We start from the raw sequence: 17821 nt of genomic DNA, 5'->3' as shown, positions 1-17821 counted from the left end.
TCCGGACCGATCCTCGACGGCACAACCGAGGAAAGGTGGAGACGATGCGACGGACTTCTTTGGCCCTGGCGGCGGCCGGCGGGGCCGCGGTGCTGGCGGTGACCGGTGTGGCGCTGGGCATGACCGCGGCCGACCGGCCGGCTCCCGGCCCCGCGCTCGCCGCAGCGACCGCAGACGACAACCCCAAGCCGGACGACGACACGACGTCCAGCGGGGCGCCGAGCGGCACCGCCGACGGTGCGGTGAGCGGCAAGCGGGCGGGCGAGATCGCGCTCGCCCGGCTCGGCGGCGGCCGGATCGTGGAGATCGAGGCCGAGCTTGAGCACGGCCGTCGGGTGTGGAGCGTCAAGGTCGCCAAGGGCGGCACCACGTACGAGGTGAAGGTCGACCGGGGTGACGGCACCGTGGTCGAGATCGAGCAGCGGCGGGCCGACGGCGATCGCCGCGGCGACGACCGCACCGCCGCCCGCAGCGGCAGCGACGACCGCAACCACGACATCGGCGACGACCACGGCGGAGACCGGCCCCGCACCGGCACCGACGACCGCGGCGACGACCACGGCGGCACCCGCACCGGCAGCGACGACCGCAACCACGACGTCGGCGACGACCACGGCGGGGACCGGCCCCGAAACCGCGACGACGACTGAGCAAGCCGCCGCACAGCTCCGGGGCCCGGGCGGACATCGTCTGCCCGGACCCCGGATGCCAGCGCGCAAGCAGGCAGTCGGCTCAGGAGGTGGTCAGGGTGTCCTGCCCGGCGACGCCAGCCCGTGCCAGCACCGCTGGTCAGCGGCCGTCAACGACGTCCCGATTCCGCCGAAAGTGTGGGCGAACGCGAATCGCCCGATACATTGAAGTATGGTGCCCGCCCACGGGGGTCGGGCGGCCGATGCGGTCTACCGTCCTGTACTCAATGGCCGCCGGGGTGAGCTGGAGGCGCTGGCCCATCTCGACGAGGTCACCGCTCCGCTGCTCGCTCCGGTCATCGACGTCCACGCGGTGGAGCCGTACACCGTGGACCTGGTCGGCCGGCTGCCGGCCGGGCTGCTTCCCTCGGTCGATGTGTCGGCGCTGCCGGACGGGCCGCGCAGCGAGCTGGTCCGCTGGGGCGTACCGCTGGTGCCGGTGATCGGGCTCGCGGAGAGCCACCGGCGGCTGGTGGCGCACGGCGCCGCCGCGCGGGCGTACGCCCAGCGGGCGGTGCTGCGGCTGCGGACCGGTCAGGGCCGGGCCGGGCCGGACGCGACGACCGGCGCGGTGGAGCGGGTGTGGCGGCTGGCCCGGCTGGTGCCGGAGCAGTGCGACCTGCTGATCGACGCCGGGGACGTCTGCTGCCCGGCGGACGTCCGGCTGGCCGAGTCTCGGGTCCGGCGGCTGGCGGAGTGGGCCCGGCGGCACGCGTGGCGTTCGGTGACCGTGGTGGCCGGCGGGATGCCGCCGACGCTGGCCCGGCTGCCCACCGACGAACCGGTCCGCCTGGACCGCTTCGACTGGCAGCTCTGGCAGCGGCTGGCCGACCTCGGCGTCGGCTACGGCGACTACGGAGTCTGCTGCGCGGTGCCGGACGCGGAGGGGCCGGGCGACCGGCTGCCGACGCTGCGCTACACCACGGACGGGGCGTGGTGGCTGTATCGCTGGTCGCGGCGGGGCGGCCGGGGTGACGAGCGCTTCGCCGACCTGTGCCGCACGCTCGTGGCAGCGCCGCACTGGCCGGTTGCCGGGGCCGGCTTCTCGTGGGGCGATCACGAGATCCTGCGCCGGGCCCGGCGGGGTGCGGGGGCCGGCTCGACGGCGAACTGGATCGCCTGGAGCACCTCGCACCACCTGGCGCACGTGCTGGCGGCGCTGCTCCCCGCCGGGCCGGAGCAGCGCGACGATCCGTGGCACGCGGACGGGCCTGAGCGGGGCCGTTCCGGCCGGCCGCACCGCGGCGGTGAGACTCACCGCCGGGCCGGGTGACCGGTGGTCGTCACTCCTTTGTGGTGAAGCCGAACTGGACGATCCCCTCCTCGTCGACGACCGCGTCGACGGAGGTGTCGTTGAGCAGCTGGGCGGCGTCGGCGTCGAGGAAGATCCGGGCGCCCTCGGTGTCGACCACCTGGTCGCCCTGCGCCGGCTGCGGCACCAGCTCGATCGAGAGCGAGCCGGCGTCGGTGTCGGCGGCGATGCGCAGCCCGCCACCATCGGCGACGTCCTGCTGTTCGGCGAGGTCGCGGATCACCAGGACGGCGTTGTCGGTCATGGTCAGCATGGCGGACTCCTCGTGGCAGGTTCGGGATCGAGGACGGGTCGACGCGGCCGTACGCGGCCGGGCCCGGAACCGGAACGGCGAATCACTCTTCGCCGGGCAAATCTGGGCAGCTCGCACCGCCCTCATGGCCTACGGTGCCCCCTGCGCGGGCATCCGTCAAATAGAGCCAGATCAGTGGACAGCGGGGCCGCGGGTGGGACACCCGATCGGGTGACCAGGGGGTTGACCAGGGGTTTTGCGGTCCGTGAGGTGGGTATTCGGCGGAGTTTCAGCCGCGCTTCCGTCGGCGGCGACCATTACGGCAATAACTTTCGCTCCAGAGCCTTCTCCGGAAGAAAACGCCATGGCAGCATCGATACATGCATCGTCGTCTCTTTCCGCGGGCGCTCGCCGTGCTGGCAGTGGTCGCCACCGCGGCCACGGCCGGCGCCTCGACCGCCACCGCCGAGTCGCCCACCCCCGCGCAGACCCGGCTCAACGCGACCATCGACGCGGTCCTCGCCGACTCCCGGCTGGCCGGGGCGCAGGCGGGCGTGGTCGTGGTGGACACCGCCACCGGGCGGACCCTCTATCACCGCAACGGTGACCGCCGGCTGATCCCCGCCTCGAACACCAAGCTGCTCACCTCGACCGCGGCGATGAAACTGCTCGGCCCCAGCCACCGCTTCACCACCGACGTCGCCAACGACGGCGTACGCCGCGCCGGGGTGCTCACCGGCAACCTGTACCTGCGCGGCGGAGGCGACCCGACCATGCTCGCCGAGAACTACGACGAGCTGGCCGCGCGGGTCGCCGCCGCGGGCGTACGGGTGGTGACCGGGACCCTGGTCGCCGACGACACCCGCTACGACCGCACCCGGCTGGGCCCGGACTGGACCTGGGACGACGAGTCCTACTACTACGCCGCGCAGGTCTCGGCGCTGACCGTGGCCCCGGACACCGACTACGACGCCGGTACGGTGATCATGCACGCCGCCCCGGCCGGCGCGGCGGGCGCGCCGCCGGTGGTCACCATGACCCCGCCCAACGGCTGGCTGCGGATCGACAACCGGGCCGAGACGGTCGCCACCGGCGACACGAGCATCTCCTTCGAGCGCGAGCACGGCGGCAACACCATCGTGGTGACCGGCCAGATCGCGGTCGGCGAGGACCCGGCGAGCGACTGGATGACGGTCTGGGAGCCGACCGGGTACGCCGCCGACATCTTCCGGTCGGCGCTGCTGCGCCACGGAGTGCGCGTCCTCGGCCGGACGGTGCTGGGCGAGGCCACCCCGCGCGACGCCACCACGATCGCCCGCCACGACTCGATGCCGCTGGCCGAGTTGATGGTGCCGTTCCTCAAACTCTCCAACAACGGCCACGCGGAGGTGCTCACCAAGGAACTGGGCCGGGTCCTGTCCGGCTCCGGCACCTGGTCCGCCGGGCTCGCCGCGATCGGGACGTACGCCGGCAACTCCGGAGTGGACACCGGCACGCTGCGCCAACGCGACGGCTCCGGCCTCTCCCGACGCAACATGATCCCGCCGTCCCAGTTCGTGACGCTGCTCGCCGCCGTCCGGGCCGAACCCTGGTTCGACACCTGGTACGCGGCCCTGCCGGTGGCCGGCAACGCCGACCGCTTCGTCGGCGGCACGCTGCGCAGCCGGATGCGCGGCACGGCCGCCGCGAACAACGTGCACGCCAAGACCGGCAGCCTCACCGGGGCGTCCAGCCTCTCCGGCTACGTCACCGACGCGGACGGGCGCCTGCTGGCCTTCTCCATCGTGCTGAACAACTACCTGACCTCGTCGGTCAAGGGGCTGGAGGACCAGATCGCGGTCGCGCTGGCCGCGTACACCGAGAAGGGGACGAGCACGGCGCGGCTGACGGTGCCGACGGCGCCGGAGGCACCGCAGGTGCCCGAGGGCAGGGAGTGCTCCTGGGTGAAGCCGATCGTCTGCTGACTCCGGTGAAGCCCCGGCCCGCGGGATGGGCCGGGGCTTCACCGGTCAGGCGCCGGGCCGGCGCGGGCGCGGCTCGGCGTTCGGATCGCCGCGCTCGATCAGGGCGTCGATCTCGGCGGGCGGCAGCCCGTGCAGTGCCAGCACCCGCCGCCCCCAGCGGTGCAGCCGGCAGGGGTGCGGGCTGGCGTCATTGCGGCAGATCGTCCCGCCCGACCAGCGCCGCGGTGCATGCACCACCACCGCCCGGGCCGCGAACTGGGCGTCCTCGCCGGTCACGTACGGCGGCAGCGGGATCTCCCGCAGCACCTCGCCGGACGGGTCACCCGGGCCGGACAGGCCGACGGGACGGACGACGGACGCACTGCTGCACATGAGAACAACCTCCACAGGGGACGGTCGAACCGGGACATCGGAAAGGTACGACGGCCCATGCCGCCCCTGACGGACAAACTGTCCCGCCGTCACCGGCCGCAGTGCCGGCACGTCCGACGGGTCCGCAGGTGATAACCGACTGCGGCGACGCCCAGCCCCCAGCCCCACAACCAGTAGCCGGACTCGGCGAACCAGAAGAAGCCCAGCGGGTAACGCCCGTCGCCCAGGTCGACGGTGCCGGTCACGGTCTCGACGGCGAGCTGGGCGAGACCGACACCGAAGTAGCAGATCAGCCCCACCGCGAAGACGACCGCCGGTGCCAGCGGCACCAGGCGGGGCACCCTATGGCCGGCGAGCAGCGGCACCCACCCCGGCCACACCCTCCCCCACCGGTACACCAGGGCCAGCGGCAGCAGCACCCCGGCGAGCAGGAACCCCACCTCGAACGCCACCACCGAGGCGCCCTGCGCCAGCGGCAGGTCCCCGAAACCCACCGCCACCTGGGCGGCGAGCCGCACCAGGCAGCCGGCGACCGCCGCCCACGCCGCGACCCGGGCCCAGCGCGGCGCCGGCCCACCGGACCTGCGAGCGCGGCCGCACCGGCCGCAGTCCCCCCGGAATCGGCGAAGGTGGGCGAGCGCCGCTGCGTGCAGCAGCACGGCGCCGGTGAGCGCACCCGCCCGGCTGAGGAACCCGGCCAGGGTGAACGCCGGGCTGAGGTCGAGGATGAGGAAACCGACCAGGTCCAGCAGCAGCAGTGCGCCGGAGAGCAGGATGGCGGCGCAGACCGCCCAGGCCGCCGCGGCCAGCGCCGGCCGCCAGGCGTGAGCCCGGGCCAGCCCGACGCCGGCCGTCGCCGCGGCGGCCTGGAGCGCCACGGACCACCAGCCGGTGACCACCACCAGGTCGGTCCCGAGCGGCCCGAACGACGGGGGCCCCGTCATCGCCCAGGCCGCGCGCAGCGTGCCGTAGCCGATCGCCCAGGCCACGGCGGCGTACGCCAGCCAGGCGGCACGGCGCCGGGTGGCGGCGGCGGTCGGCGGCGGCACGGTGAGCGTCATGCGTCCACCCTGCCGCCGCCGCGCCCACGGTCCCTCCCGAGCGGGAGGGGACCGACTCCCCCGGGCGGGGGATCCGCCTCAACCGGCGTCCTGGCGCAGCCGGGCGGCGGTGCGCGCGGCGCTGTAGTCCGGCCCGACGCCCTGGATGATGATCGCCGAGCCCTCGATGTGTCGCAGGCGCAGCGGCAGGATCTCCTGATACGCCGGGGAGGCGTACCAGGCGTGGGCCTGCTCGACGTCCGGGAACTCGATGACCACCACCGTGCCCGGCCACTCCCCCTCGATCACCTCCGGCGGAGCGCCGTGCACCCGGAACCGCCCCTGGTAGGGGTCGAGGGTCGCCTGGATCTTCTCCAGGTATTCCAGGACGTCCTCGTTGATCTGCGGCGTACGCAGATGGGCGAGCGCGAACGCGGGCATTTGTCCCTCCCCGGTGACGTGCGCCGACTCGACGGCGCAGGGCCTGGCATCGATTCTGCGGCCGGCGGCTTCTCCTCGGGTGCCGCGGGCGTGGGCGGCTCGCCCGCGGGTCCGGCCCCTACCGGACGTACGCCAGCGCCAGCGCCAGCGCGGCCAGGGCCGCCACCCCGAACAACAGCCGGCGCCGGCGACGCCGGGCCCGGGCCACGCCGACCCGGGTGACCGGCCCGTCGGGGATGATCCCGACGGCCGTGCCTACCTTGGCGGCCGCCGGACCGAGCAACTCGGCGAGGCGACCTCTGACGCTCCGCGACGAGTGCCGGGCCGGCGCCACGGCGCCGGGCCGCGGCCCGGTGACCGGCGGTGCGGCTGGCTCGGCCGGGGACCTGAACGGCTCGGGATCATCCTCCCCGGGCCGGTCGATCACGATCGCCGGTTGAGCGTGGTCGCGGACGAGCGACGGATCGGGGCGGTCGCGGACCGGTGCCCGATCGGACGAGGTCTCGCCGTCGGCGGGCAGCCGCCGCGGCATGGTCAACGCCTGCTCCGGTGCCCGCGCCGGTTCGGCCGATACGGCGGGCAGCCACCCACCCACCCGGATACCGGTCTGCGTGAGTTCGTCCTCAGCCACCGATCCCTCCCTCGGCCACCGGCGCCGGCGGTCGCCCCCGTGGCCCGCCGCAGGGAGGATGACACACGCCTCGATCGTCGAGTAGCCGTCGAGCGGAGGCGTGTTCCCGACAGCTGGCCGGTCAGCGCCGCTCGCGCCGCCGCAGGCCACGGTCGGGATGCCAGCTCTCGATCAGCAGATGGTCCGGCGGGTCGCCGACCCGGGTCAGCACCACCTCGGTCAACTCGATCCGGAACCGGTGCGAACCGTCCTCGCCGGGCGGCTCCTCGTGCGCCCGGCCGGCGATCTTCGCGTCCCCGCCCCACGACGCCGGGTCGTCCTCCGGGGCGTCCTCGCTCGGGCAGTGCAGCGCCACGCGGGGATCGCGCCGCAGGTCGAGCGCCTTGACCGCGCCGGCCATGCTGCCCAGCCGGAGCTGACCGTCGTCGGAGAAGTCGAACTCGGTGCCGCTGATCCGCGGCGAGCCGTCCCGCCGCAGGGTCGCCATCGTGCCGTGCTTGCGGACGGTGAATCGGGCGCGGACGCGCGCCGCGAAGTCGGGTTCGGCTGCCACCAGGTCGGACCACCATGCCATGCGGGCCAGCCTGGCAGGGAAATCTGACACCCTGCGGCGTATTTTCCGGACTGCTCAGCGGATCTCGAAGCCCAGCGCCTGGGCCAGCACGATCGCCTGCTCGGCGTCGACGATCGCCCCGGCCCGCTCCACGGCGGTGGGGTCGAGCGCGGTCAGGTCGCTGCCACGCAGGTCGGCCCGGACCAGCCGGGCGGCGTGCAGCTGGGCGCCGGAGAGGTCGACGCCGGTGACGGCCGCGCCGGTCAGGTCGGCGCCGGTCAGGTCCACCTCGCGCATGCGTACGTCGGTGAGGTGCACCCCGCGCAGGTCGGCGGCGGGCAGGGCGACGAAGGACCAGTCCCCGCCGCTGACCCGCAGCGGGCGCAGGTCGCACTGCTCGAAGCTGCTGCCGACCAGCTTGCAGCCGGTGAACTCGGCCTCGAACAGGTTGCAGCGCTTGAAGGTGCAGCGGGTGAAGGCCGAGTCGGTGTGCCGGGAGGCGTTCAAGGCGACGTTGCCGAAGACGCACTCGGTGAAGACGGCGCCCTGGCTGACCGCCTCGGTGAGGTCGACGTGGAAGAAGGAGCAGCGGACGAAGTGCCGGTCGGCCAACTCCTCGGCATACCAGTCCTCGTGGCGGTAGGTGACGTCCTCTGTCGGCTCCGGCATGGGGCAAGGTTAGTGGTGGCCGCCGACACTTCCCGGTCGGCGTACCGGCCGGTAGGTTCGGCGGCGTGAGCGTCGCAGTGAGCACCGACCCGGCCCGTATCGGATTCGACCCCGCCCGGCTGGCGCGGATCGACGAGCACTTCGGCAGGTACGTCGACGACGGCCGGCTCGCCGGCTGGCAGATCGTGGTGACCCGCCGGGGCGAGATCGCCCACTCCTCGACCTACGGGCTGCGCGACCGGGAGGCCGGCACGCCGGTCGAGGCGGACACCCTCTGGCGCATCTACTCGATGACCAAGCCGATCACCTCCGTGGCCGCGATGATGCTCTGGGAGGAGGGCCGGTTCGAGCTGAACGACCCGATCAGCCGTTGGCTGCCGGAGTTCGCCGACGTCCGGGTCTATGACAAGGGGTCGGTGCTCAAGCCGTACACGGTGCCGGCGGTCGAGCCGATCCGGGTCTGGCACCTGCTCACCCACACCGCCGGCCTGACGTACGGCTTCGCCCAGAGCACGGTGGTCGACGGCCTGTACCGGGCGGCGGGCTTCGACCTGGGCGTGCCGCCGGGTGCGGACCTGGCGGCGGCCTCGGCCGGGCTGGCCCGGCTGCCGCTGCTCTTCCAGCCCGGCACGAGCTGGAACTACGGCGTCTCCACCGACGTGCTGGGCCGGCTCGTCGAGGTGGTCTCCGGGCAGAGCCTGGACGCGTTCTTCGCCGGGCGGATCCTGCGTCCGCTGGGCATGACCGACACCCGGTGGTGGGTCGCCGAGGGGGACGCCAAGCGGCTGGCCGCGCTGTACGCCCCGCACCCGGCCACCGGGCAGGCGACGCGGCACGACGGCATCGGCCAGGCCGCGCTGACCGAGCCGAGCTGGTTCTCCGGCGGCGGCGGGCTGGTCTCCACAGCCGCCGACTACCACCGGTTCACCCAGTTCCTGCTACGCGGGGGCGAACTCGACGGGGTACGCCTGCTGGGGCCGCGGACGGTGCGCTTCATGACCCGCAACCACCTGCCCGACGGCCGGGACCTGGCCTCGTTCGAGCCGGCGGGCTTCGCCGAGACGGTGCTCGACGGCATCGGCTTCGGCCTCGGCTTCGCCGTGGTGCTGGACCCGGTGCCCGTCCGGGTGCCGAGCAGCGTGGGCGAGTACTACTGGGGTGGGCTGGCCAGCACCGCGTTCTGGGTGGATCCGGTGGAGGAGATCACCACGTTGCTGTTCACCCAGCTCATGCCGTCGAGCACCTATCCGCTGCGTACGCAGCTGCGCCAGCTGGTCTACTCCGCGTTGATCGACTGAACCGGCTCGCCGCCCGGCCGGGATCGCCGTTACGGCACCGGCCGGGCGATCGGCTCCCTAGCCTGAGGGGCGAGGCACCTGGGGCGGGGAGGTGGTCAGCCATGAGCGAGCGCAGCGAGCGAATTAGAGGGCGCAGTGCGGTGGAGCCTCATGCGGTCGCCGAGCGGAGCGAGGTGGCCGCATGAGCGAGCGCAGCGAGCGAATCATCGGGCGCAGTGCCGTGGAGCCTCATGCGGTCGCCGAGCGGAGCGAGGTGGCCGCATGAGCAACATCGTCGTGTTCGGCGCCGGTGGCACCGCGGGGTCGCGGATCACCGACGAGGCGATGAACCGGGGGCACCGGGTCACCGCGGCGGTGCGCCGCCCGGAGGCGACCAGCTACCTGGCGCCCGGCGTACGCACGGTCACCGGCGACGCCACCTCGGCGCGCAGCGTGCGCGAGCTGGCCGAGGACGCGGACGTGTTCGTGGTGGCGATCGGCGGCGGCGAGCGGGAGCTGTGGCGGGAGGCGGCCCGGACACTGGTCGACACGCTCCGCGAGCTGCCGAACCCGCCCCGGGTGATCCACGTCGGTGGCGGGGCGACGCTGCTGACGTCGAAGGGCACCCCGTACCTGAACGAGCCGGACTTCCCCGCGGAATACCGGGACGCGGCGCTGGGCCAGGCCGAGGCGCTGGCCATCTACCGCTCCGCGGACGACGGGGTGACCTGGACGTACATCTCCCCGCCGCCACTGGAGTTCCACCCAGGCGAGCGGACCGGGCACTACCGCACGGGCACCGACCACCCGGTGACGGACGCGCAGGGCCGGTCGGTGCTCACCTACGAGGACCTGGCGGTGGTCATCGTCGACGAGATCGAGCACCCGCGGTTCACCAACACGCGGTTCACCGCGGCCTACTGAGCGGGTCAGTCGGCCAGCCGGGCGGGGAAGCCGCCGGTGGCGATCGGGCCCCAGTGCTCGATGGTGATCCGGATCAGCGACTTGCCCTGCCGGACCATGGCCTCGCGGTACTCGTCCCAGTCCGGGTGCTCGCCGGAGATGCTGCGGAAGTACTCCACCAGCGGCTCCAGGGCCTCGGGCAGGTCGAGCACCTCGGCGGTGCCGTCCACCTGCACCCAGGGCCCGTTCCAGTCGTCGGAGAGCACGCAGGCGGAGACCCGGGGGTCGCGGCGGATGTTGGCCACCTTCGCCCGTTCGGGGTAGGTGGAGATCACCAGCCGGCCCGCGGCGTCGATGCCGCAGGACACCGGGGAGGACTGCGGCCGGCCGTCGGCGCGGGTGGTCATCAGCAGGACCTTGTGCCGGGGGCGGAGGAACTCGATCAGGGCGTCCCGGTCGACCCGGGTATTGGTCGCGATGGTGCGTGCCATGCGTCGGTTCTACCAGTCCGCCGGGTCAGGGATTCGGCGCGGGCTCAGCGGGGGCGATGGGCAACCCGGCGTGGGGTGGCCTGGGCCGGCACCCGGGGCCGGGCGGTCGGCCGCCAGGCCCGGCCATTGGCGTAGATCACCCGGAAGCCGAGGTATGCGGCGAGGGGCGCCCAGTGTGCCGAGCCCATCCGCAGCTCGGCGGCGTTGTGTCGCTGCCCGTTGGCCAGCACGTCGAGCAGCACGGTCTCGAACGCGGCCGACTCGACCCAGTCCACCTCGCGGGTGAAGCCGCAGACCAGGGCCGCCCCGGTGACGTCGAGGAATTCCCGCAGCGCGGCGTCGGAGGCGCGCAGCACCGAGCAGCTGCCGAAATAGAGGCGCCGCCCGTCACAGCGGCCGGCCATCCGGTCGGCCACGTCGGCCAGTTCCACCGAGTCCCAGTCGGTGAGGCAGAGCCGGCTCGGTTCGCCGTGCATGGCGAAGAAGCCGACCCGGTAGTCGGCGTACTGCTTGAGCAGCCAGCGGTCGATGAAGTAGAAGAGCTCGTCGCGGGTGGCGGCGTCCTTGTGGATGAAGCGGATCCGGCCCAGCCGTTCGAGCAGTTCGAGCGTGGGCAGGACGGAGCCGCGCTCGTTGAGGTCCCGGTGCCACTGCCCCTCGACGCAGAAGACGCCACCCCGCGCCAACGCCCACCTCCCCCGCCAGCGAAGGCCGCCCGGGAAGCCGTGCCCGCCCCCCCGGCGCAGACGTTACCGGCCGCGGGCCGCCCGGCAACATCACCGTCGGCACGATTTGGCAACCGTTTCCGTCCCCGCTGGGTCGGCGCGCGTGTCGACCGCCGGAATGGGCGTTTCCGAGAATTGGTGCAATTTGCAGAAACAGTCCTTGACCTGCGGTTATGAGGCTAATTCGGGTAAACGGCTGCTCATGGGTCGGAACAGTGCCAGGGTGGATGAGCCAGGGACGTCCCGCCCGATGCCCTGATCGCACCCCAATCGCACTCCAATCAGGAGGAATCTGTGCGCGTCCATACCTTGAAACGGATCGCCGTCGCCTTCGCGCTGGCTCTGCCCGGGGCCGCGATCGCCACGGTGGTCGCCGCGCCGCCGGCCCACGCCGACGGCTGCTACACCTGGAACCGCACCCTCGCCCAAGGGCGCTCCGGCGAGGACGTCCGCCAGCTGCAGATCCGGGTGGCCGGCTGGGCCGCGTACCGGAACATCGTCCGCGTCGACGGCCGGTACGGTCCCGAGACGGCCGCCGCGGTCCGGCGGTTCCAGTCGGCGTACGGGCTGCGCGCCGACGGCACCGCCGGCCCGCAGACCTTCGCCAAGCTCTACGAGTTGCAGGACAACGACTGCACGCCGAAGCACTTCAGCTACACCGAGCTGGACAACGGCTGCGGCATCGGTGGCTGGACCGGCGGCCCGCTCTCCGCGAGCGCGACCCGGGCCAACGCGCTACGGCTGATGTGGAAGCTGGAGGCGCTGCGCCACAGTCTCGGCGACCAGCCCCTCCACGTGAACAGCGGCTTCCGCAGCTTCACCTGCAACCGGCGCGTCGGCGGCGCGTCGGACAGCCAGCACCTCTACGGGAACGCGGCCGACCTGACCTCGCGTACCTCGTCGCTGTGCCGGATCGCCCGGGAGGCCCGCAGCCACGGCTTCAGCGGCATCTTCGGCCCCGGCTACCCGGGCCACAGCAACCAGGTCCACGTGGACGCGCGCCGGGAGAACAACGCCGACAAGAGCGCGAACACGACCACCTGGTCCGCCGCACGCTGCGGGATCTGACCAGGGCGGAGTCGATGTCGACGGGGGCCCGACGCAGGGGGAGCCCTGCGGCCGGGCCGCCGTCGGCGTCGCCTCGGGCGCCATTCGGGCTCGGAGTGCGTGCGCAGAGGCGGTGAAGTAGAGGTACGGCACGTCGGCACGGTCGACGAACTCCTCGACCAGTCGGGACTTGCCCACCCGACGCCGTCCGCGCATCAGGAGGGCGCGGCCAGGGCGTCCCGCTCAACCGCTGCGGCTGACCCTGGGCAGCATGCCGTGGAGCGCTGCGAGTTGCCGGGTACGTCCCAGAAATCCCTGCACGCGCTCCCCCGCGATACTTTCACCGGTGATACAACCAAGAATGATTGCAATCCGCCCGGCGAGCGGTCCGGCGCCGCTCAGACCAGGCCGGCGTCGTGGACGAGCAGCGCCACCTGCACCCGGTTGTTCAGCTCGAGCTTGGTCAGCAGGCGCGACACGTACGCCTTCACGGTCGCCACGCTCATGAACAGCTCCGCCGCGATTTCGGCGTTGGTCCGGCCCTGCCCGAGCGCGACCGCGACCTCCCGCTCCCGCTCACTGAGCCCGTCCAGCAGCCGCAGCGCCCGGTCCCGCCGGGGGTCCGCGCCCACCTCGGCCGGGGCGGCGGCGGTCACGTGCCGGATGAGCTGGCGGGTCACCGTCGGCGACAGGGTCGCCTCCCCCGCCGCGACCCGGCGGATCGCCTGGACGATCTCGGCGGGTGGCGTGTCCTTGAGCAGGAAACCGGCGGCGCCGGCGCGCAGGGCCCGCAGCACCTGGTCGTCGGCGTCGAAGGTGGTCAGCACCAGCACCTCGGGCGGCCGGGGCAGCGCCCGCAGTGCCTCCGTGGCGGTCAGCCCGTCCATCCGGGGCATCCGGATGTCCATCAGCACCACGTCCGGCGCGTACGCCTCCACGGCGGCCGGAACCTCGGCGCCGTCGGCCGCCTCCCCGACGACCCGGACGTCCGGCACCCCGCCGAGGATCATCGACAGGCCGGCCCGGACCAGCGCGTCGTCGTCGACGATCAGCACCCGGACCGGTTCCGGGCCGGCGTTCACGCCGGCCACGGCAGCCAGGCGGCGAGCCGGAAGTCGCCCGAGTCGTCGCGCCCGTACTCCAGGCGGCCGCCGGCCAGGCTGACCCGCTCGGCGATGCCGACCAGGCCGGTCCCGGCACCCGGCAGCTCCGGGCTACCGGACCCGCCGACGGGCCAGCGGTTGCGGATCTCGACAGTGAGCCCGGCGCCGGGCCCGCCGATCAGCTCCACCGTGACCGCGGCCCCGACGGCGTGCTTGCGGGCGTTGGTCAGGCCCTCCTGCACGATCCGGTAGACACTGCGCCCGAGGGCCGCCGGCATTCGTTCCGCCTCGGTCACCCGATCGCGCAGATCGACCCGCATCCCGGCCGCCCGAGACTCCTCGACCAGAGCCGCGAGGTCCGCCAGCGTGGGCTGCGGACGTTCCGGAATCCGCTCCGCGCCGGTCTCCGCGCGGAGCACGCCGATCACCTCGCGCAGGTCCTGCAGGGCGGCGTGGGCGCTGCCCCGGATCACCCCGGCCGCCTTCGCCACCTCGTCCGGCGGTGCGTCCGGACGGAACTCCAGAGCGCCCGCGTGCAGGCTGAGCAGGGAGATCCGGTGGGCGAGCACATCGTGCATCTCGCGCGCGATCCGAGTGCGCTCCAGCTGTCGGGCCTGCGCCACCCGCAGCTGCTGTTCAGCCTCGGCCCGCTCGGCCCGCTCCCGCAACGACACGACCAGCTGCCGGCGGGCCCGCACGAACATTCCCCAGGCGAGCACGAGGAAGCTGAGCACCACGCCCCAGGCGGTGGCCGCCCAGTACGGCATGGTGGGCTCGGGGCGCAGGTAGTTGAAGGCGAGGTTGGTGAGCATGCCGGCGGCGGTGACCCCCAGCGCGACGGCCGTCCGGCGGTGCACCACCACGGTGAAGTAGATGATCAGCAGGGGGCCCGCGGCCGCCAACGAGAACAGAGTCAACGGCAGGGTCGCGACGGCCAGGCCCAGCGGCCACCGGCGCCGCACCCAGAGCAGGACGCAGCAGGCCAGCCCGAGCAGCGCGTCGGCCGTGATCATCCACGGCTGCGCCAGCGGCTCGGCCATCTCCGGATCGGGCGAGGCCGCATCGGCCGTGGCGACCAGGACCCAGCCGAGGCCGAGCAGGAAGCACAGACTGTCGATGATCCAGTCCCGCATGGTGCGTCGCGGTCGCGCTCCCGCCGCCGGATTCAGCGTCAGCACCCCCGGCAGCAGCCAGGGGTGCTCGGGCACGGCGCTGCTGGTCACGCCCTCATGCTAGGCGGGCCCCGGCGAGTCGGACCAGCGACCAAAGTCGACACCTGAGCGTCGACCTCGGTCGAGGCGATGCCGACCGCCGGCCGCTGCGGGTGGCCGGGTGGCGCGGGCAGGCTCACCGGCATGATCGAGGTTGACCACCTGACCAAGCGCTACGGCCCGCACCCGGCCGTCGACGATGTCTCGTTCCGCTGCGAGCCGGGCACGGTGACCGGCTTCCTCGGCCCGAACGGCGCGGGCAAGTCCACCACCATGCGGATGATCTGCGGCCTGACCCCGCCGACCTCGGGCAGCGCCACCGTCGCCGGGCTGCCCTACCGGCAGTTGGGCAACCCCGGCCGGGAAGTGGGCGTCCTGCTCGACGCGTCCGCGCAGCACGTCGGGCGGACCGGTCGGGAGGCACTGACCGTCGCCGCGAGCACGATGGGCGTGGACCGGCGGGAGGTCGCCGCGAAGCTCGACCTGGTCGGACTGACCGGGCCCGCGACGAAGCGCCGGGTCCGGGCGTACTCCCTGGGGATGCGGCAGCGGCTCGGCCTGGCGCTGGCCCTGCTGGGTGACCCCCGGGTGCTGATCCTCGACGAGCCGGCCAACGGCCTCGACCCGGAGGGCATCTTCTGGATGCGCGGCCTGCTGCGCGACTTCGCCGACCGGGGCGGCACCGTGCTGCTCTCCTCGCACCTGCTCCGCGAGGTGGAGGCGGTCGCCGACCGGCTGGTCGTGATCGGCAACGGCCGGGTGGTGGCCCAGGGCGGCAAGGACGAACTGCTTGCCGGCGCCGGCACCCTGGTCCGGGCCCGCGACCAGGGCGCGTTGCGCGTCGCGTTGGACCGGGCCGGGCTCGACGCCGACCAGGTCACCGACGGCCTGCTGGTGCGCGCCGAGGCCGAGGCGGTCGGACAGGCCGCCGCCGACGCGGGCGTCGCCCTCAGCGAGTTGCGACCGGCCAGCAGCTCCGGCCTCGAACAGCTCTTCCTCTCCCTCACCTCCGACGCGCCGACCAGGGAGGACGCCCGATGACCACCACCACGCCCGCACCCGCCCCGCCCACCGTCACCCGCCGGGCCGACCGGCACCAGCCGTCGCTGGCCCGGCTGACCGGGGTGGAGCTGCGCAAGCTCGCCGACACCCGGGCCGGATACTGGCTGCTGATCACCATCGGGCTGGTCGCCGCCGGCATCGTCACCGTACAGCTCTTCGTCCTCGACGACGAGCAGCAGAACTTCGCCGACTTCTTCGTCCCGTCACTGCTGCCGGTGGGGCTGCTGCTGCCGGTGCTGGGCATTCTGTCGATCACCGCCGAGTGGTCGCAGCGGACCGCGCTGACCACGTTCACCCTGGTGCCCAGGCGGGAGCGGGTCGTTTTCGCGAAGCTCGCCGCGATGGTGCTGGCCGCGCTCGGGTCGGTGCTGGTCAGCCTGGCCGTGGCCGCCGTCGCCACGCTGCTCGCCCGGGCCACCGGCGGCGCGGGCGCCTGGTCGTTCGACGGGTCCATGCTCCTGCACGCGGCCGTGCTGCAGGTCGTCAGCGTGCTGATGGGCGCGGGGTTCGGGTTGCTGCTGCTCAACACGCCGCTGGCGATCGTCACCTACCTGCTGCTGCCCACCCTCTGGACGATCCTCGGCGGGATGATCTCGGCGCTGCGCGGGCCCGCCCGCTGGCTGGACACCGGGGTGACGATGGAGCCGCTACTCGGACCCGACGTCACCGCGGGGCAGTGGGCACGCCTGGCCGTGTCGCTGGTGGTGTGGATGGTCCTACCGCTGGCCGCCGGGCTGGTCCGGACGCTACGGCGGGAGGTGTCCTGACCATGACCACGCGGGGGTACGGCGACACGGTGGTCAGCGGCGGCGCCGGGGAGCTGGTGCTGATGTGGGCCGGGTTCCCGCTGCTCGGGGCCGGGCTGGGCGCGGCGCTCACGGCCGCGTCCGGCTGGCTGGCCGGCCTGCCCTGGTTCCCGTTCCAGGGCTGGTTCAAGCTGCTGGCCCGGCTGCCCGACGAGCGGGCGTACGCCGGGGGCGCGGCGGCACTGGCGCTGGTCGGGCTGATCGTCGCCTACCTCGGCACCCGGGAGCGGTTGACCGTGACGGTGGGCCGGACTGGGGTGCGGCTGCACCGCGACGGCCACGGCCGGGACGTCGCCCGGGCCGGGGTCGCGGGGGTCTTCCTGGACGGGAAGGCGCTGGTGCTGCTCGACGCCGAGGGTGGGGAACTGGCCCGGGAGAAGTCCGACCTGGATCAGGGCCGGCTGCGTGCCGCGTTCACCGGGCAGGGCTGGCCGTGGCTGGAGCAGGACCCGCACCGGGCGGCGTACCGGCGCTGGGTGGAGGGGCTGCCGGGGCTGCCGGCCGGGGCGGACGCGCTGCTGCGGGCCCGGCAGCGGGCGGTCGAGGCCGACCGTGGCGGCGAGGTGCGGGAGCTGCGCGAAGAGCTGGGCCGGCTCGGGGTGGTGGTTCGCGACGACGGGAAGCGGCAGTACTGGCGGCTGGTGCCGGGCCAGCCCGAGCGGGACGGCGACCGCCGGTAGCGGGGGCCGGTGGGCTCGCCGGGCCGGCCTTAGACTCCCCGGTGACCCGACCTCGCCCAGATGGGAAGTCCTGTGCGTCGCTGGCCCGCCGCCCTGGCCCTGGTCCTGCTGCTCGCCGGCTGCGGCGAGAGCGTCGACCGCACCCTCCCGCCGCCGGTCTGGCAGACCCCGTCGCCGACCGCCCCGGCGCCGCTGAGCCCGAAGGAGGCGAAGGGCCGCTACCTGGCGATCGTGGCGCCGTACAACACGGCGCTGGAAGCGCTGGAGGAGGCGCTCAAGGCTGGCAAGCCGTGGCGGACGTGCCGTGACCTGGCCCGGACCGTCGCCGTCACCAGCGCCACACACGCGGAGCAGTTGCGGACCACAGTGTGGCCGGCGGCGGTGCAGGCCCCGGTCACCGCGCTGCTTAAGGAGAACGACGTGGCGCTGCGGCACTGGAAGCTGGCCGCCGAGGCGACCAGCGCCGAGGCGCTGATGCGGGAGATCCGTGCCGCCGCCGCACACGACGGCGGCGAGCAGGCCAACAAGGTACGGGCCACCCTCGGCCTCCCGGTCTACCAGGAGTCCTGACCTCCGGCACCGCGGCCGGCCGGTGACCGCGACGGGCCCGCGC

Annotated in this window: 21 protein-coding genes; 10 read left to right on the top strand and 11 right to left on the bottom strand. The window is 73.7% G+C overall.

The window, feature by feature from the left end; translation table 11 throughout:
• Positions 1-44: 44 nt before the first annotated feature.
• Both ACGF4F_RS05760 and ACGF4F_RS05755 read left to right on the top strand, forming a co-directional pair.
• Positions 45-650 (top strand): PepSY domain-containing protein, encoded by a 606-nt coding sequence (locus ACGF4F_RS05760; protein WP_393075308.1) that lies wholly within the window; start codon positions 45-47, stop codon positions 648-650.
• Between the two features lie 211 nt (positions 651-861).
• Positions 862-1962, top strand: a complete 1101-nt coding sequence (locus ACGF4F_RS05755) for a hypothetical protein (protein ID WP_393075305.1) — start codon at positions 862-864, stop codon at positions 1960-1962.
• 10 nt (positions 1963-1972) lie between these two features.
• Here ACGF4F_RS05755 and ACGF4F_RS05750 read toward each other — a convergent pair whose 3' ends face one another.
• Positions 1973-2254 (bottom strand): HesB/IscA family protein, encoded by a 282-nt coding sequence (locus ACGF4F_RS05750; protein WP_393075302.1) that lies wholly within the window; start codon positions 2252-2254, stop codon positions 1973-1975.
• Positions 2255-2613: 359 nt separating this feature from the next.
• Between ACGF4F_RS05750 and dacB the strand changes: the two genes are divergently transcribed.
• Positions 2614-4197, top strand: a complete 1584-nt coding sequence (dacB, locus tag ACGF4F_RS05745; RefSeq protein WP_393075299.1) for a D-alanyl-D-alanine carboxypeptidase/D-alanyl-D-alanine-endopeptidase — start codon at positions 2614-2616, stop codon at positions 4195-4197.
• A 45-nt stretch (positions 4198-4242) separates the two neighbouring features.
• Here the strand turns inward: dacB and ACGF4F_RS05740 are convergent, their stop codons facing one another.
• From ACGF4F_RS05740 to ACGF4F_RS05715, 6 genes are all read right to left on the bottom strand, one after another.
• On the bottom strand, positions 4243-4569 hold the full coding sequence (locus tag ACGF4F_RS05740; protein WP_393075296.1) for a hypothetical protein: 327 nt from the start codon (positions 4567-4569) through the stop codon (positions 4243-4245).
• A gap of 89 nt (positions 4570-4658) precedes the next feature.
• Entirely contained in the window at positions 4659-5630 is a 972-nt protein-coding gene (locus tag ACGF4F_RS05735) for a hypothetical protein (protein ID WP_393075293.1), read from the bottom strand.
• Positions 5631-5708: 78 nt separating this feature from the next.
• The gene (locus ACGF4F_RS05730; protein WP_357434107.1) at positions 5709-6050 is read right to left on the bottom strand and encodes a DUF1330 domain-containing protein; all 342 of its coding nucleotides are present in this window, start codon (positions 6048-6050) and stop codon (positions 5709-5711) included.
• Between the two features lie 118 nt (positions 6051-6168).
• A complete protein-coding gene (locus ACGF4F_RS05725) occupies positions 6169-6681 on the bottom strand; it encodes a hypothetical protein (protein ID WP_393075289.1) in 513 nt (170 codons plus the stop codon).
• 121 nt (positions 6682-6802) lie between these two features.
• Positions 6803-7255 carry a pyridoxamine 5'-phosphate oxidase family protein gene (locus ACGF4F_RS05720; RefSeq protein ID WP_393075286.1) on the bottom strand — a complete coding sequence of 151 codons (453 nt, stop codon included), beginning with the start codon at positions 7253-7255 and terminating at the stop codon, positions 6803-6805.
• A gap of 54 nt (positions 7256-7309) precedes the next feature.
• On the bottom strand, positions 7310-7903 hold the full coding sequence (locus tag ACGF4F_RS05715) for a pentapeptide repeat-containing protein (RefSeq protein ID WP_393075283.1): 594 nt from the start codon (positions 7901-7903) through the stop codon (positions 7310-7312).
• Positions 7904-7968: 65 nt separating this feature from the next.
• On the opposite strand from ACGF4F_RS05715, the gene ACGF4F_RS05710 reads away from it, so the two are divergent.
• Positions 7969-9201: a serine hydrolase domain-containing protein gene (locus tag ACGF4F_RS05710; protein WP_393075280.1), complete on the top strand. Its 1233-nt coding sequence runs from the start codon at positions 7969-7971 to the stop codon at positions 9199-9201.
• A 261-nt stretch (positions 9202-9462) separates the two neighbouring features.
• The gene (locus ACGF4F_RS05705; protein ID WP_357434117.1) at positions 9463-10104 is read left to right on the top strand and encodes an NAD(P)H-binding protein; all 642 of its coding nucleotides are present in this window, start codon (positions 9463-9465) and stop codon (positions 10102-10104) included.
• Between the two features lie 5 nt (positions 10105-10109).
• Here the strand turns inward: ACGF4F_RS05705 and ACGF4F_RS05700 are convergent, their stop codons facing one another.
• Both ACGF4F_RS05700 and ACGF4F_RS05695 read right to left on the bottom strand, forming a co-directional pair.
• Positions 10110-10574 carry a PPOX class F420-dependent oxidoreductase gene (locus ACGF4F_RS05700; RefSeq protein ID WP_393075277.1) on the bottom strand — a complete coding sequence of 155 codons (465 nt, stop codon included), beginning with the start codon at positions 10572-10574 and terminating at the stop codon, positions 10110-10112.
• Positions 10575-10618: 44 nt separating this feature from the next.
• Complete coding sequence (locus tag ACGF4F_RS05695; RefSeq protein ID WP_357434121.1) at positions 10619-11260, bottom strand: DUF6642 family protein; 642 nt, start codon at positions 11258-11260, stop codon at positions 10619-10621.
• Between the two features lie 333 nt (positions 11261-11593).
• On the opposite strand from ACGF4F_RS05695, the gene ACGF4F_RS05690 reads away from it, so the two are divergent.
• Positions 11594-12367, top strand: a complete 774-nt coding sequence (locus ACGF4F_RS05690; RefSeq protein WP_393075273.1) for a D-Ala-D-Ala carboxypeptidase family metallohydrolase — start codon at positions 11594-11596, stop codon at positions 12365-12367.
• Positions 12368-12744: 377 nt separating this feature from the next.
• On the opposite strand, the gene ACGF4F_RS05685 is transcribed toward ACGF4F_RS05690, so the two are convergent.
• Together ACGF4F_RS05685 and ACGF4F_RS05680 are read right to left on the bottom strand one after the other, a co-directional pair.
• On the bottom strand, positions 12745-13446 hold the full coding sequence (locus tag ACGF4F_RS05685) for a response regulator (protein WP_393075613.1): 702 nt from the start codon (positions 13444-13446) through the stop codon (positions 12745-12747).
• Positions 13425-14672 (bottom strand): sensor histidine kinase, encoded by a 1248-nt coding sequence (locus ACGF4F_RS05680; RefSeq protein WP_393075270.1) that lies wholly within the window; start codon positions 14670-14672, stop codon positions 13425-13427. The genes ACGF4F_RS05685 and ACGF4F_RS05680 overlap by 22 nt, the downstream gene beginning before the upstream one ends.
• A 132-nt stretch (positions 14673-14804) precedes the next feature.
• Between ACGF4F_RS05680 and ACGF4F_RS05675 the strand changes: the two genes are divergently transcribed.
• From ACGF4F_RS05675 to ACGF4F_RS05660, 4 genes are read left to right on the top strand one after another with little or no spacing between them, the layout of a single operon-like run.
• Positions 14805-15701, top strand: coding sequence for an ATP-binding cassette domain-containing protein (locus ACGF4F_RS05675; RefSeq protein WP_357434130.1), 897 nt, complete (start codon positions 14805-14807; stop codon positions 15699-15701).
• The gene (locus ACGF4F_RS05670) at positions 15698-16489 is read left to right on the top strand and encodes an ABC transporter permease (RefSeq protein WP_393075266.1); all 792 of its coding nucleotides are present in this window, start codon (positions 15698-15700) and stop codon (positions 16487-16489) included. The genes ACGF4F_RS05675 and ACGF4F_RS05670 overlap by 4 nt, the downstream gene beginning before the upstream one ends.
• A 2-nt stretch (positions 16490-16491) precedes the next feature.
• Entirely contained in the window at positions 16492-17208 is a 717-nt protein-coding gene (locus tag ACGF4F_RS05665; RefSeq protein WP_357434134.1) for a hypothetical protein, read from the top strand.
• Positions 17209-17268: 60 nt separating this feature from the next.
• Positions 17269-17778 carry a hypothetical protein gene (locus ACGF4F_RS05660; RefSeq protein WP_393075263.1) on the top strand — a complete coding sequence of 170 codons (510 nt, stop codon included), beginning with the start codon at positions 17269-17271 and terminating at the stop codon, positions 17776-17778.
• The last annotated feature ends 43 nt before the right edge of the window (positions 17779-17821 follow it).

The organism is Micromonospora sp. NPDC047740 (assembly GCF_043204735.1).
GTDB lineage: Bacteria > Actinomycetota > Actinomycetes > Mycobacteriales > Micromonosporaceae > Micromonospora.
This window is presented reverse-complemented; position numbering and strand designations above follow the sequence as displayed.